This is a genomic window from Atopobium sp. oral taxon 199 str. F0494, assembly GCF_000411555.1.
Lineage (GTDB): Bacteria > Actinomycetota > Coriobacteriia > Coriobacteriales > Atopobiaceae > Lancefieldella.
In genome coordinates this window covers 462,511-475,254 of the sequence record NZ_KE150486.1, presented here as the reverse complement: position 1 = coordinate 475,254, position 12,744 = coordinate 462,511, and the positions used below count along the sequence as shown (strand labels likewise).

Here is a 12,744-nt window from a genome sequence, read left to right as displayed (position 1 = left end):
GTATGTTTGGATTGAAAGGTATGCAAAAAAGAGACTCTTTTTTGCGTTGTTATAGTTTGTATGCAGAAATGCTTTGCTTAACGAAAGGATTTGTTCTTAATGCCTAAAAAAGAAGCACCCTTAAAGATTATTCCTATGGGTGGCTTAGACGGCATTGGTAAAAACATGACCGTCTTTGAGTACGGCAACGACATGGTTCTTATCGATGCCGGCTTGATGTTTCCCGATGATGAGCAGCCAGGCATTGACTTGGTGCTTCCCGATTATACCTATGTGCTTGAAAACGAACATAAGCTGCGCGCTATTTTGATTACCCATGGACATGAGGATCATATCGGCGCTCTGCCGTATCTTTTGATGGACTTGACGCGCAAGGTACCTATTTACTCCAGCAAACTTTCGTTAGGTTTCATTGAAGGCAAGCTTGCCGAGCACAAATTAACGGGCATCAAACTCTGTGAAGTCAATGACGGCTCCAATATCAAGCTGGGCGCTTTTGACATCACCTTCTTTTCCATGACGCACTCCATCCCCGCGGCGTTTGGCGTTCACATGAAGACGCCTGCGGGTTCCCTTATGCATACGGGAGATTTTAAGCTCGACCAGACGCCCATTGACGGCAAGCGTCCCAACTACGCGGCCATTACGACATTTGCCTCCGAAGGGCTTGACCTCTTGCTTTCTGATTCCACCAACGCGAACCATCCGGGCTTTACGCCTTCGGAAGCAGCGGTGGGGCCGGCGCTGAGGCATATTATCAAAAACGCAAAAGGCCGCGTCTTTGTGGCGTCCTTCTCGTCCCATATTCACCGCCTGCAGCAGGTGTGTGACGCCTCCGTTGCCGTTGGTCGCAAGGTGGTCGTAACGGGCCGCTCAATGGTTACCAATACCAAGGTCGCGCGTGACCTCGGCTATCTTAAAATTGCCGATAAAAACATCGTCGATGCCTACGATGTCGAGAAGCTCGCCGACGACCGTATTGTTGTCTTGTGCACTGGCTCACAGGGAGAGCCGCTCTCCGCGCTTGCCCGTATGGCTAACGGCGAGCATAAGTCGCTCTCTATACGCCCTCAGGATACGGTAATCATTTCCGCGACGCCCGTTCCTGGAAACGAGCGAAGCGTGCAGTCCATCATCAACTCACTTTCCAAGATTGGCTGCGCTATCTACGACAAGTCGAAGACGCTCGTTCATGTTTCCGGCCACGGAAGCCAAGAAGAGCTCAAGCTGGTTCTTGGCATGGCGCGCCCCAAGAACTTTATGCCGGTACATGGCGAGGCGGTACATCTTCGCGCCCATGCAGAACTTGCCAAACAGATGGGCATCCCTGAAAAGAATATCTTCATCCTTGATAACGGCGATTCTCTTGAGATGCGGGAGGGAAAGGTCAAGCGCGGAAAATCCGTGGAGTCCGGTGTCGTCTTTGTCGATGGTCTTTCCGTGACGGAGTCCAACCCCGTTGTGCTTCGCGATCGCCAGCGCTTGGCGCAAGACGGTATCGTGACCGTTGTGGTAACGCTGGTGGGACGCAGTCGCAAGGCGGGTGTCGTTGAAGTGTCAGGACGCGGCGTTTCGTTTGCTACGGACGACGAGCTTATGGACGGCGCGCAAAATCTAGTTCGCAACCAAGTAGATAAATTCTCCAAATCCGAGGGGTCAAACCCCGAGGCAATACGTAAAAACATCAGAAACTCCCTCTCCAATTTCCTTTGGACTAAAACGCATACACGTCCAATGGTTATTCCGGTTGTTATGGAGGTATAAGCTGAATGCCCGCTCAACGTAGTTCAAATGCAGCAAAAAGAAGAGCAGGTCAGTCGAGGCGCGCATCGGCCTCTCAAGGCTTGACACCCGTTCAAAACGACGTCATTGGCGTCGTGCTTGCCGTACTGGCGATAGCACTTTTCGTTTCGGTTATCCTGCCTTCGACCGCCCTTGTCACCAGCGCTGTCGGTCATGGCCTGAAGCTCTGCTTCGGTACGGGGGCGCCACTCTTTCCGATAGCGCTTTTCATGTTCGCCATGACGTTTTTCATGCGGGACGAAGGACCCGTTTCAACGCGTATTGCCGTTGGATTGACGCTTGACGTTCTCGCGGCTCTTGCCATGATTTCACTCAACTTTCCCGGCGCTGAGCAAAATCCTCAGATTCTGCTTTTTGAGTCGAATCTTGAAGTTGCCGGAGGGTATGTTGGCGGCGGCATTGCGCTGGTACTGCTGCAAATGCTTGGACGCATTGTCGGAAACATTCTGTTGCTTGGCGTACTTATCGCAGGCATAGTGGTGTGCGGATTTTCCATTTCTGACGTTGTCAGCCGAGCTTCGGGCCGTTTTGATGAGATGCGTGAAGACCACCGCATCAGACGAGAAGAGCGTGCCGCCGCGCGTGAGGAAGCCTCCTACGCCGAACAGGGAACGCGCATTGCTTCAGGAAAGAAAAATCGTCGCAAAACCGCGGACGAACAGCCTTCGCTCTTTGATGAAACAGGAGAGGGTAAAACTACCTTTATCGGTGATCGCAAGACGAGTGTCCTGCGCCGCAACGCGCGCCAATCAGAAGGAGAGGAGCTTCTTGAAGATGAGGATGCTGCCTCAGATACCCTGGCCGGTCGCGCGAAGACAACGCTTCTAGGCCGCACGTCCAAGGCCCACGAGGGTGACGGACAGCAGGACAGCCAAGAGGAGCAGTCCGCATCTGCTGCGACTCAGAAAAAGCGCAAAACGGCATCCAGAAAGACGAAGGGCGACGTTCCCGACTTCCTCGCAAATCCTGAAAGCTTAAAGCGACCGGGCGACGATGACAGCACCTACGAGCTTCCGCCCTTCTCGATTCTCAAAACTAACGCGAACTCAGGCAAGTCCGCCGTGTCTGAGGATGAGCTCGCGCAGACAGCCCAGCGTCTTCAGGCAACGCTTGAGGAGTTTGGGCTTTCAAGTCAGGTAGTCGGATGGGTCGCCGGCCCCTCGGTGACAACGTTCAAGATTTCCATGGGTGAGGGCGAGAGGGTCAATAAGATTACCAACCTTGAAGATGATATCGCGCTCTCTCTCGCGGCGAAATCGGTGCGTATTTTTGCGCCTATTCCTGGAACTTCGCTGGTTGGCATTGAAATTCCTAACGAGAAGTCGCAGGCGGTCAACCTTGCCGATGTGCTTCCGTATGCCAAGGGCGGTCCGCTTGAGTGCGCCTTTGGCCGCAATTCCGAAGGAAAGCCCATTGTAGTTGATTTAGCGAGCCTTCCGCACCTGCTGGTAGCAGGTACTACAGGATCGGGCAAGTCGGTACTTCTGAACGCCATCGTTATGTCGATGCTTATGCGAACTACGCCCGAGCAGGTACGCCTCATCATGGTCGACCCCAAGCGCGTTGAGTTCACAGGATACGCCGGCCTTCCGCATCTGTATGTCCCAGTCGTTACGGAACCGCGACAGGCGGCAAGCGCACTTCAGTGGGGCGTTACCGAGATGGAACGGCGGCTCAAGGTATTCGAGCATTATAAGGTGCGCGACATTAAGACGTACAACAAAAACGTTGATAGCGATAAGTACGCCGACATGGAAAATCCCCCCAAGCATATGCCGTACTTCGTGATTGTCATTGACGAGCTGGCTGACTTGATGATGGTTGCCGGCAAAGATGTCGAATCTTCCATCGTACGCATCGCGCAGCTTGGCCGTGCGGCCGGCATACATCTGATCGTTGCCACGCAGCGCCCCTCCGCAGACGTTGTAACGGGCCTTATCCGCGCGAACATCGATAACCGTGTAGCGCTTTCCGTTGACAACTCCATCAACTCGCGCATTATCTTGGACCAAAAGGGCGCGGAACAGTTGCTGGGCCGCGGCGATATGCTGGTCAAACTTCGCGGAAGCAAGCCCAAACGCGCGCAGGGATGCTGGGTTTCTGACGAGGAAATCGAGCAGACCGTCAGATACATCCGTGAGCAGCGCGTTGCCGAGTATCACGACAATATCCTGACGGTCGCCGTGCCGAGTCAGGTTGACGGAACCGCGTCTCAAGGGGCTTCTCGCGAAGACGACCCGCTCATTTGGGAAGCAGCGCGCATCGTCGTTGACTCTCAGCTGGGATCTACCTCCAGTTTGCAACGTGCTCTTTCTGTGGGATATGCCCGTGCTGGTAGAATTATGGATATGCTTGAAGCAAAGGGAGTTGTCGGACCTGCTAATGGTTCCAAACCCCGTGAGGTCCTGATTGATAAAGATGCACTTGAGGAGCTTAAAGTGCAGGATGCAGCCTATAAGGAGGTCGAGTGACCATGCCACGCCCGCGTTTCAGTGAGATGCTTGTTGCTCGCCGTCGCCAGCTTGGTATCTCCATAACCCAAGCGTCAAAAACGTTAAAACTTAAAGAGCAGGCGCTTATCGCTTTTGAGGAAGGGGACTTTGAGAACATTCCCCAGAGCGGTTACGCGCAGGGCATGCTCTCTTCGTACGCTCGCTACCTGGGGCTGAATCCCCGTGAGGTAGTTGACCTCTTCCAAGAGGAGGTCTTTGAGCACGAGCATGGAACCTACTCACATGAGCTTCGCCGCCGTACGCGAGACACGCAGTCGGGCCGTGGCATCTCAGGCTATGATGTTCCCAATGAGGCTGAATCACGTCCGAAAGCCTATGTGCAGTATCACGGTCTGCTCCCAACGGCAGGAGGCCCTGCGGGCGATATGGGCGCCTTCGCAACTACCTCAGGCGTTCGCTCTCGACAATCGAGTGTCCCCTTGGCGGGATCTTCCTCCGATTCGACAAACGCCTATTCATTTTCTGAATACGCAACAGGTCACGCTTATAACGCCTCACCGGATTCCGCGCATCGACGCAGTTCTTCTCGGCTGCGTACACGCGGCGTAGCGGCGCGCAGACGGGTAGGAATCGCTGGAGTATCGGGAACTGAAGGCTCTTCTCGGCTCATACGCGAAACGCAATCGACCCCGGGCTATCCGGCGTCGAGCGATCAGACGCGCATGATGGCGCGCGGCTCAAGGCTTGGTTCTCGCTCCGATGTCAGTACGCGCAGTGTCGCTCCGAGCGAGTATACCGATGACCTGCATTATGACGATCAAGCAGCTCCTTATGAGCGCGCGTCTACTATTTCCGGCCGCCGCGGTTCTCGTAACATTGCAAGCGTTGACAGACCAAATGTTCGCCGCCGTCAGCCGAGCAACCTTTCCCGCGCACCTCGAAGGTCGCGTCGCCGTGGCGTTATGGGAGCCATCGATGAGTTTTTCTCCAACACGGCGCGTGCTATCGCGACAATCGTGGTAGTGCTGGCCGTTATTTTGACGCTTATTATTATTTTCTCGGTCAGAGCATGCGCAGCCAATAAGACCAATCCTGTTCCGTCACGTACGGTGAGCGTCAATAATGAGTCTGCAACGCAGCAGTCTCAGTCTGAAAAAACGGATACCACGACGGAACCCAAGAAAGACTCAGAGGAATCTAAGCAGCCGGAGAAAACCACGGAAACGAAGACGGACAAAACGGAAGTTGAGATTAGCGTTCCCGATGGACAATTCAGCTGGCTGGAGATTGATGAGGACGGCACGTATGTAGTTGCCGATAAGGTCACAGGACCTTGGTCTAAGACGATTACAGTCAAAGGGACGCTGAAAATCCAGGCAGGCGTTCCGGGAGCGGTCACGGTAAAGGTGAACGGGCAAACAAAAGCGTTTGAGAATAGCTCGTCAGGAATTGGCATCATGACTATCAAGGGGTCGGAATCCAACAGCGAGGATACCTCCACGAAAAACGATACCTCTTCCTCTACAAAGACCGATGATTCCAAGACTGACACTTCCGCTCAGAGCAGCACAAATCAGGAGACTACCACGTCGTCGAGTTCGAACACCAACTAAGTTCATATAAGGTGCGCTGGTGAGAAGGGCTTCTCGCCAGCGCCGTATGAGGAGAGATTATGGCAAAAGAGTCCAGCTTTGACGTTGTGTCAGAGGTAGACATGATGGAAGTTGACAATGCGTATCAGCAGGCCACGCGCGAGCTTTCTCAGCGCTACGACCTGAAAGATTCAGGGGCCACGTTGGAGCTTTCCAAGAAGGACGCCGCGTTTACCATCGCGGCGCCATCGGATTTCGTGGCCTCTCAAGTACGGGACGTGCTCGGGAGCAAGCTGGTAAAGCGTGGTATCGATTTAAAAAGCGTTCGCTGGGCAGATCCCGTGCCGGCGGCCGGCTCTTCGGTGCGTCAGATAGGAAAACTGGTGCAGGGGATAGACCAGGAGACCGCTAAGCGCATCGCAAAAGACATTCGTGACATGAAGGTTAAAGCTAAGGCAACGGTTGAGGGCGAGAAGCTCCGTGTTGCCAGCGCTTCTCGCGATACGCTTCAGTCCGTTATCGCATTTCTAAAGGAGCAGGAGTATGGTCAGCCCCTCCAGTACGTCAACTATCGCTAGGGGCAAAAACGTCCTGTTTGTTACGTGGGGATGTGCGAAAAACGAAGTTGACACAGACCGCATGAGGGCGCTGCTTTTGGCGCACGGCTACAGTGAGACTACCGATTCTGAAACTGCCGACGTCGCCATCGTGAATACCTGTTCTTTTTTAGCGTCCGCTACGGAAGAGTCCATTGAGACTACGCTGCAGATTGCTGAGGAGGCTTCTGCAGGTGTGCGCGAGCTTCCCATTGTGATGTGTGGCTGCGTGCCATCTCGTTACGGCTCTCAGCTGCCAGAACAGCTGCCGGAAGTCGCCGCCTTTGTCCGCGCTGACGAAGAAGACGGTATTGTCGGCGTGGTGTCTGAAGTTCTAGGGGTCAGCCTTGCTTCTCCGTCTGTTATCGCGGCCCATGGGATGCTGCGTACTATTGAGGGAGCCAGCGCGTACGTCAAGATTTCAGACGGATGCGACCGCTTCTGTGCGTTTTGTGCCATCCCGTATATCCGCGGTCGCTACCATTCCCGTTCTGCTGACGAGATTCTCTCTGAGGTTGCCTCTTTGATGAAGGGTGGCGTCCGCGAGATTATCCTCATTGGCCAGGATACCGGCATTTGGGGCAATGATCTCGGCAAGACAGCTGACGGTGAAACGCTTACTCTGGCGTGGCTCATGCGTCAGGTTGCTCAAGTGGTGCATCCCTATGGAGGCTGGGTGCGCGTACTCTATCTTCAGCCCGAGGGGATGACCGATAATCTTATCGCCACCATTCGCGATATCCCTGAGTGCCTGCCCTATATCGACATTCCCATACAGCATTGCAATGAGCGCGTCCTTGCGAGCATGGGACGCTCTGGGTCCGCTGATGAGCTGCGCGTTCTTTTTGACCGCTTGCGAAGTGAGATTCCCAATATGGTGCTTCGTACTACGGGCATGTGCGGTTTTCCCGGCGAGACAGAAGAAGAGTCTGATGAGCTGTATGACTTCATCCAGGAACAGGAATTTGACTATACGTCAGTCTTCACGTACTCTCCGGAGGAAGGGACCAAGGGCGCTCATATGCCCAATCAGGTTCCAAACGAGGTCAAAATGGAGCGCACCCAGCGCCTTATCGATTTGGTAGAGGAGCTTGGGTTTGCGGCAACCGCTCGTCATGTTGGCGAGCGCTGCGAGGTCATTATTGACGGTGTTGAGGAGTCTGATGGCATAACGGAGCTTATCGGCCATGCGTGGTTCCAGGCGCCCGATTCTGACGGAGCCGTGCACATTGCCGAGGGCGAGGCCCGTGTGGGCGATATTGTCCTTTGCGACCTTGTTGATTCGTTTTGCTATGAGATTATCGGCGAGATAGTTGACGAGAAGAACGTCTAGTGGGGAGATATCTTGTGCCTAAAAAAAGCATTTGGACACCGGCAAATATTGTGACCTGCGCTCGAGTGGCGCTTGTGCCCTTGTGGCTTTTGTCGGCGCAGCTTTTAGGACGGCCTGCTGCCTCAGTCGGGGAGGGGCTTGCGATATCCTGCGGTCCGGCTCTGGTATTTTTCGGATATGTGATTATCTCACTTACTGACAAGCTGGACGGATATCTGGCCCGGAGCCGCAATGAGGTTACTACCTTTGGCAAGTTTTTGGATCCGATTGCTGACAAGCTTGCCGTTGTTGTCGCCCTCTGCGTGCTGCTTGAGTGGCATATGGTCTCTCCTTGGGTTTTGTTTGTCATCGTTGCCCGCGAGTTTTTGGTATCGGGGCTTCGCATGGTAGTGGCCTCCGCCGGTACGGTCATCGCGGCGTCCAATCTCGGTAAGTGGAAGACCGCTACCACTATGGTTGCCATTTGCGGTTTGCTGTTTTTACCGGTCATTTCCGCGGGACCCGTTCAAGACGCGCTCAGCCTTCTCTTTACTGTTCTTATGTGGATTGCCGTGCTCTTGACCGCGTGGAGCGGCATTGACTATTTCATGAAATCTTGGTCTATCATCGCAAAAGAGGCATAAGTTATGCAGACAACCTGCTGTGACAAGGAACTCTATGAGGCTGCGGCGCGTGTTATTCGCGAGGCGGCCGCTGCCCATGTAACACTAGCGACAGCAGAGTCATGCACAGGAGGTCTTGTCGCAGGAGCGCTTACTGCCGTGCCGGGTTCTTCTGAAGTCTTTCTCGGCTCCGTGGTGAGCTATGCCATTGAGGTGAAGCAGAAGGTGCTGGGCGTCTCCGAAGAGATTTTTGCCGTGCCGGAGTTGGGAGCTGTGTCGGAGCCGTGCGCTCAGCAGATGGCACAGGGAGTTCGTCGTACGATTGGCTCAGAGCTCGCTGTTTCTACTACGGGAATTGCAGGACCAGGGGGAAGTGAACCCGGAAAACCGGTGGGTACCGTTTGGTTTGGAGTCGCGAGCGCGCATGGAGTTCACGCAGGAGTAAAACATTTTGACGGGTCTCGCGATGACGTGCGCCGAGAGGCTGTGCTCTACGCGTTGCAACTGTTTCATGAGGAAATTGTGAAGAAGTAAAACCTTCGATACGGAAGAATATGACTCCAAAAATACCGGTGAAATTATGTCCGGCAAAACAGCGCTGGGCATTCTTAATCATTTCGGCGCTTTGCCTGATTTTGCGTCAGTTTTCTGATAGATACCGGTCAAAAAGCGGTCAGATTGCTTCGATAAAATCATCAGTAACATATTGACATCGAACGCTTGTTCCTATACGATGTATGCAATTCGACCCAAGGAGAAATAATGGCAAAAAGGCAGGTCACTCGCGAGATTAAACCCCGCACTACTGGTGAAGAACGTGAACATGTTCTTGAGACAACTACCTCAGAAATAGAAAAGAAATTTGGCAAGGGCGCTATTATGCGTCTGGGAGACGGTGGACCTTCCTTTGATATCCAGTCAATCCCAACTGGCTCTATCGCGCTTGACGCAGCTCTTGGCATCGGTGGCGTTCCGCGCGGTCGTATTATTGAAATTTACGGCCCGGAATCTTCCGGCAAGACAACCCTCTCTCTTGAAATTCTCGCTGAGGCGCAAGCACTTGGTGGAGTCGTGGCATTTATAGACGCGGAACACGCCCTTGATCCGGGCTATGCTGCTCGGATTGGCGTTGACATTGATGAAGTGTTAATCTCTCAGCCTGATACCGGTGAGCAGGCCCTTGAGATTTGCGATATGCTGGTGCGTTCGGGCGCTATTGACGTCGTCGTTATTGATTCAGTAGCCGCCCTCGTGCCCCGTGCGGAGATTGAAGGGGAGATTGGTGATTCCAGCGTTGGCCTTCAGGCTCGCCTTATGAGCCAGGCGCTCCGAAAGCTTGCGGGATCGCTTTCTAAATCAAACACTACATGCATATTTATCAATCAGCTTCGCGAGAAAATCGGCGTCATGTTCGGTAACCCTGAAACCACTTCGGGTGGCCGTGCTCTGAAGTTCTTCTCGTCTGTGCGCATGGATATTCGCCGTGTCGATAGCATTAAGGTGAATGGTGATGTTGTTGGCAACCGAGTCCGCGTGAAAGTAGTTAAAAATAAGGTTGCCCCTCCATTTAAGCAGGCGGAGTTTGACATTATGTACGGAAAGGGCATATCAAAAGAAGGCTCTATTCTTGACATGGCAGTTGATGAGGAGATTGTTAATAAGTCAGGATCATGGTTTACCTATGAAGGGGAGCGGCTTGGACAGGGCCGTGAAGCAGCTAAAGAGTTTTTGCTTGAAAATCCCCAACTTATGGATGAGATTGATCATAAAGTGCGCCTTGCTGCGGGTTTAATCGAAAACAATGACGAAGCGGTTGGTATTCCGGTTGCTCTGCAAAATACCGAGGATGCTAAATAGTGTCTTCACTAGCATGGGAGCTTACTTTTCCGGAGAAAAGACAGAGCACTCTTGGGCGCAAGAAGCCCTGTGTAACTCTCTCCCTTACCTCTGACGCCGGTGGAATTGAGCGTTTCTCTATTCCCGTTAGTGTCGGGCGAAAAGTGCAGTCATTAGAGCGAGAAGGGGCGTTTCACCCGGATTCAAGAGCGGAGTTCATATATGAGCTTACGCGGATACAAGAGAGCCTCATTCGCAGCCGTATTGAGACGCTGATTTGCCGCCGCGACTATTCGTCTTACGCACTGAGGGAGAAGCTCAGACTTGATGGGTACTTTTCCTCGGTTGTCAAAGAATCTGTAGAGCGTGCGGTTAAGGTTGGTCTGGTTGATGACGCTAGGTACGCAGATTCCTATGTCCGCGCAAAAGTCTCGCAAGGATGGGGCGCCATACGAATAGAGCGTGAACTTGAGAGAAAGGGGTTGTCAACCTCGTTGCTTGAGGGCTGGCCACAATCATATCTTTCCGTTGCGAGCCAAAAGGAAAAGGCGCTTTCTCTTGCTCGGCGCAAACGCCTAACCGGGAAGAACGATTATGAAAGAATAGTCCGTTTCTTAGCTTCCAAAGGGTATTCGTTTGAACTCTGCTCTTCGGCGGCCAAACAGGTGCTTGCGGAAAGCGCTCAGGCAAAGACGTAAGTTTTCAAAGTCGTGAATATATATGAATTTGCTGTCGGATTAGTCTGTTTACCTGCTTTTAATTGACAAATGATATGACAGTGAGTAGGATTAAAAGGCCATGAGAATGAGCATTTCCCGTCGGGTTTTCCGGCGTCACTTTTACAGTTCGTAGTTTTTTGAAAATGGCCTGCAATGGTGTTTGGTTACCTCCTCTTATGGCGGGTTCGCTGCCTTGGTCAAACAGGGAAGCGTCTCCTGAACATTTATGGAATACGCCATTTTAGGAGTAAGTATGGAAATTGCACTCGTAGGCATTGTCTGCCTTTTGGTGGGCGCCGCTGTTGCTTACGGCATTCTTGCCGGTAAAAGCAATTCTCGTTTGAAAATCGCTGATGAGCAGGTAAAGCAAGCTGAATCAAATGCAGGCCGCATTACTTCAGAGGCTCAACGTCAAGCGGAGACCGTCAAAAAAGAAGCAATCCTTACGGCAAAAGAGGAAGTTCTTCAACTGAAGCAGAACGCTGAGGCGGAAGAGAAGAAGCGCAAGAGCGAACTTCGCAGCATGGAGAATCGCATCCTTCAGCGCGAGGAATCGCTTGACCGCCGAAATGATGTGCTTGATAAGCGTGAGCATCAGCTTTCCAGTCTTCAGGGTCAGCTTGACCGCCGCAAGAATGATTTGGATGGTCTTGTTGCGCAGCAATCTGTTGAGCTTGAACGCATCGCGTCACTATCCCGTGATGAGGCTCATGATGAGCTTATAGAGCGAGTCCGTTCTGAAAGCGTTCGCGATGAAGCTCAGATTCTGCGTGATTCAGAGCAGAGGGTACGTGCGCAGGCCGATAAAACCGCGCGTGAAATCATTTCAACAGCCATTCAGCGTGTTGCTGCTGACCAGGCGTCTGAGATTACCGTAACTACGGTTCATATTCCGTCTGATGACCTGAAAGGCCGTATCATCGGCCGCGAAGGACGCAACATCCGTACCTTTGAACAAGTTTCCGGTGTCTCTTTGGTGATTGACGACACCCCTGAAACCGTGGTACTTTCCAGCTTCGATCCCGTTCGTCGCGAGACCGCTCGCGTAGCGCTTGAGAATCTGATTGCTGATGGACGCATTCATCCCGCACGCATTGAAGAGCTCTACAAGAAGGCTGAGAGCCTCGTCAAAGAACGCATTATTGAAGCAGGAGAACAAGCCGCTTTTGACTGCGGTATCCATGACCTGCACCCGGAGATCATCAGAACCCTAGGCGCTCTTCGGTATCGCACCTCATACGGTCAGAATGTACTTGCTCACTCTGTCCAGGTGGCGGTGCTGTGTGGCATGATGGCTGAGGAGCTGGGCATGGATGCAAAGCCGGCAAAGCGAGCCGGTCTTTTGCATGACCTTGGCAAAGCTATCGACCATGAGGTAGAAGGCCCCCACGCTGTCATAGGCGCCGAGCTTGCACGTCGTCACGGCGAGCGTCCGGAGATTGTGCACGCCATCCAAGCGCACCATGCAGATATTGAACCCAATACCGTTCTTGACGTCCTCGTCATGGCTGCTGACGCAATATCCGCAGCTCGTCCCGGCGCACGCCGTGAGTCTGCGGAAAATTACATCAAACGTCTTGAGAAGCTGGAGGAGATTTCCAACGCTCACGAGGGAGTTGAGCGCACCTATGCCATGCAGGCGGGTCGTGAGCTTCATGTCATGGTTGAGCCCGAGAAAATCAGCGATGCTGAGGCTACAGTTCTCGCGCATGATATCGCCAAACAAATCGAAGATGAGATGGAATATCCCGGCCAGGTTCGCGTTGTCGTCATTCGCGAGTCACGTGCCGTCGATGTTGCAAAGTAATTC

The 12,744-nt window shown here is 53.0% G+C and carries 10 protein-coding genes; all 10 read left to right on the top strand.

Annotated elements, in window-relative coordinates; translation table 11 throughout:
- Positions 1–99 precede the first annotated feature (99 nt).
- The 10 genes from HMPREF1527_RS02120 to rny all read left to right on the top strand — a co-directional run bounded on the left by HMPREF1527_RS02120 (position 100) and on the right by rny (position 12,741).
- Positions 100–1,764 carry a ribonuclease J gene (locus tag HMPREF1527_RS02120; RefSeq protein ID WP_016477059.1) on the top strand — a complete coding sequence of 555 codons (1,665 nt, stop codon included), beginning with the start codon at positions 100–102 and terminating at the stop codon, positions 1,762–1,764.
- A 5-nt stretch (positions 1,765–1,769) separates the two neighbouring features.
- Positions 1,770–4,274: a DNA translocase FtsK gene (locus HMPREF1527_RS02115; RefSeq protein ID WP_016477058.1), complete on the top strand. Its 2,505-nt coding sequence runs from the start codon at positions 1,770–1,772 to the stop codon at positions 4,272–4,274.
- A gap of 2 nt (positions 4,275–4,276) precedes the next feature.
- Positions 4,277–5,869 (top strand): helix-turn-helix transcriptional regulator, encoded by a 1,593-nt coding sequence (locus tag HMPREF1527_RS02110; protein ID WP_016477057.1) that lies wholly within the window; start codon positions 4,277–4,279, stop codon positions 5,867–5,869.
- A 59-nt stretch (positions 5,870–5,928) separates the two neighbouring features.
- Positions 5,929–6,426 carry a YajQ family cyclic di-GMP-binding protein gene (locus tag HMPREF1527_RS02105; protein ID WP_016477056.1) on the top strand — a complete coding sequence of 166 codons (498 nt, stop codon included), beginning with the start codon at positions 5,929–5,931 and terminating at the stop codon, positions 6,424–6,426.
- A complete protein-coding gene (rimO, locus tag HMPREF1527_RS02100; protein WP_016477055.1) occupies positions 6,392–7,777 on the top strand; it encodes a 30S ribosomal protein S12 methylthiotransferase RimO in 1,386 nt (461 codons plus the stop codon). Before HMPREF1527_RS02105 ends, rimO begins: the two co-directional genes overlap by 35 nt.
- Before the next feature lie 14 nt (positions 7,778–7,791).
- Positions 7,792–8,400 carry a CDP-diacylglycerol--glycerol-3-phosphate 3-phosphatidyltransferase gene (pgsA, locus tag HMPREF1527_RS02095; RefSeq protein ID WP_016477054.1) on the top strand — a complete coding sequence of 203 codons (609 nt, stop codon included), beginning with the start codon at positions 7,792–7,794 and terminating at the stop codon, positions 8,398–8,400.
- Between the two features lie 3 nt (positions 8,401–8,403).
- Positions 8,404–8,913, top strand: a complete 510-nt coding sequence (locus tag HMPREF1527_RS02090) for a CinA family protein (RefSeq protein WP_016477053.1) — start codon at positions 8,404–8,406, stop codon at positions 8,911–8,913.
- Positions 8,914–9,141: 228 nt separating this feature from the next.
- On the top strand, positions 9,142–10,236 hold the full coding sequence (recA, locus tag HMPREF1527_RS02085; protein ID WP_016477052.1) for a recombinase RecA: 1,095 nt from the start codon (positions 9,142–9,144) through the stop codon (positions 10,234–10,236).
- Positions 10,236–10,913 carry a regulatory protein RecX gene (locus HMPREF1527_RS02080; RefSeq protein WP_016477051.1) on the top strand — a complete coding sequence of 226 codons (678 nt, stop codon included), beginning with the start codon at positions 10,236–10,238 and terminating at the stop codon, positions 10,911–10,913. Before recA ends, HMPREF1527_RS02080 begins: the two co-directional genes overlap by 1 nt.
- Before the next feature lie 274 nt (positions 10,914–11,187).
- Positions 11,188–12,741, top strand: coding sequence for a ribonuclease Y (rny, locus tag HMPREF1527_RS02075; RefSeq protein ID WP_016477050.1), 1,554 nt, complete (start codon positions 11,188–11,190; stop codon positions 12,739–12,741).
- The last annotated feature ends 3 nt before the right edge of the window (positions 12,742–12,744 follow it).

What these genes read in the sequence shown, in the direction of transcription:
- HMPREF1527_RS02115 (WP_016477058.1), top strand. Translation starts at nt 1,770, where the DNA reads ATGCCCGCTCAACGTAGTTCAAATGCAGCAAAAAGAAGAGCAGGTCAG.
- recA (WP_016477052.1), top strand. Translation starts at nt 9,142, where the DNA reads ATGGCAAAAAGGCAGGTCACTCGCGAGATTAAACCCCGCACTACTGGT.
- HMPREF1527_RS02105 (WP_016477056.1), top strand. Translation starts at nt 5,929, where the DNA reads ATGGCAAAAGAGTCCAGCTTTGACGTTGTGTCAGAGGTAGACATGATG.
- rny (WP_016477050.1), top strand. Translation starts at nt 11,188, where the DNA reads ATGGAAATTGCACTCGTAGGCATTGTCTGCCTTTTGGTGGGCGCCGCT.
- rimO (WP_016477055.1), top strand. Translation starts at nt 6,392, where the DNA reads ATGGTCAGCCCCTCCAGTACGTCAACTATCGCTAGGGGCAAAAACGTC.
- HMPREF1527_RS02110 (WP_016477057.1), top strand. Translation starts at nt 4,277, where the DNA reads ATGCCACGCCCGCGTTTCAGTGAGATGCTTGTTGCTCGCCGTCGCCAG.
- HMPREF1527_RS02120 (WP_016477059.1), top strand. Translation starts at nt 100, where the DNA reads ATGCCTAAAAAAGAAGCACCCTTAAAGATTATTCCTATGGGTGGCTTA.
- HMPREF1527_RS02090 (WP_016477053.1), top strand. Translation starts at nt 8,404, where the DNA reads ATGCAGACAACCTGCTGTGACAAGGAACTCTATGAGGCTGCGGCGCGT.